The organism is Streptomyces nanhaiensis (assembly GCF_046614825.1).
In the GTDB taxonomy this organism is placed as follows: Bacteria; Actinomycetota; Actinomycetes; order Streptomycetales; family Streptomycetaceae; genus Streptomyces; species Streptomyces radiopugnans.
The window spans coordinates 1-989 of record NZ_JBKJFM010000359.1 but is presented as its reverse complement, the minus strand read 5'-3'; the positions used below and the strand labels follow the sequence as shown (position 1 = coordinate 989).

Sequence of the window (989 nt, the reverse complement as noted above, 5' to 3'; positions counted from 1 at the left end):
GCTCGGCCCCGGCCTGGACCGCGGTCCCGCGCCCGAGCTGCGCCGCCGCACCCTGGTACTGCTGGCCGCCGAGCCCGCGGGGACGGCCCCGGAGGCCGACGCGGTGGCCGCCCGGCTGGACTGGGAGTGCCCGCTGCGCGGCGGTGCGGAGCTGCGCGGCCGGATCGTGCGGTGGACGCTGACGGAGGCGGAGCTGCTGGGCGTGACGGGCCGCGGCGCACTCACCTCCTACGCGCGCCCCCTGCTGGACGAGAGCGCCGCCGACCCGGACACGGCCGCCTCGGACACGGCCGGTCCGGACACCGCGGCTCCGGCGGACATCGCCGCCTCCCTCCTGGCCCCCCTCCTGCCCGAGCCGCTGGACCACGTCCTGCTCCAGGCCGACCTGACGGCCGTGGCTCCGGGGCCGCTGCGCCGCCACCTGGCCGAGACGCTGAACACCCTGGCCGACGTGGAGTCCAAGGGCGGCGCGACGGTCTACCGCTTCACCCCCGAGTCCGTGCGCCGCGCCCTCGACGCGGGCCACGGCGCCGGCGACCTGCACTCCTTCCTGGCCGCCCACTCCCGTACGCCCGTCCCGCAGCCGCTGGCGTACCTGATCGACGACGTGGCGCGGCGGCACGGGCGGCTGCGGGTGGGCGCGGCCGGCTCCTACGTACGCTGCGACGACGACACGCTGCTCACCGAGATCGCCGCCGACCGCCGCTCCGCCCCCCTGGGCCTGCGGCTGCTGGCGCCGACGGTGCTGGCCGCCCAGGCCGACCCGGCCACCCTGCTGGAACGGCTGCGCGCCATGGGGTACGCGCCGGCCGCCGAGGGCGCCGAGGGCGATGTGGTGGTCCACCGCGCCGACGCCCTGCGCACCCCGCCGCGCACCGCGCCCGAACCTGTGCCGGACGGCCCGCCCAGTCCCGGTGCCCCGCTGCTGGCCGCGGCCGTACGAGCCATCCGCTCGGGCGACGTGGCGGCCGGAGGCGCCCCGCACCGGT

General features: G+C 79.3%; 1 protein-coding gene. It reads left to right on the top strand.

The genetic code is table 11. From position 1 onward, the window contains the following. A partial coding sequence (locus ACLIYP_RS30580) for a helicase-associated domain-containing protein (RefSeq protein ID WP_412716319.1) occupies positions 1–989 on the top strand: 989 nt, incomplete at both ends.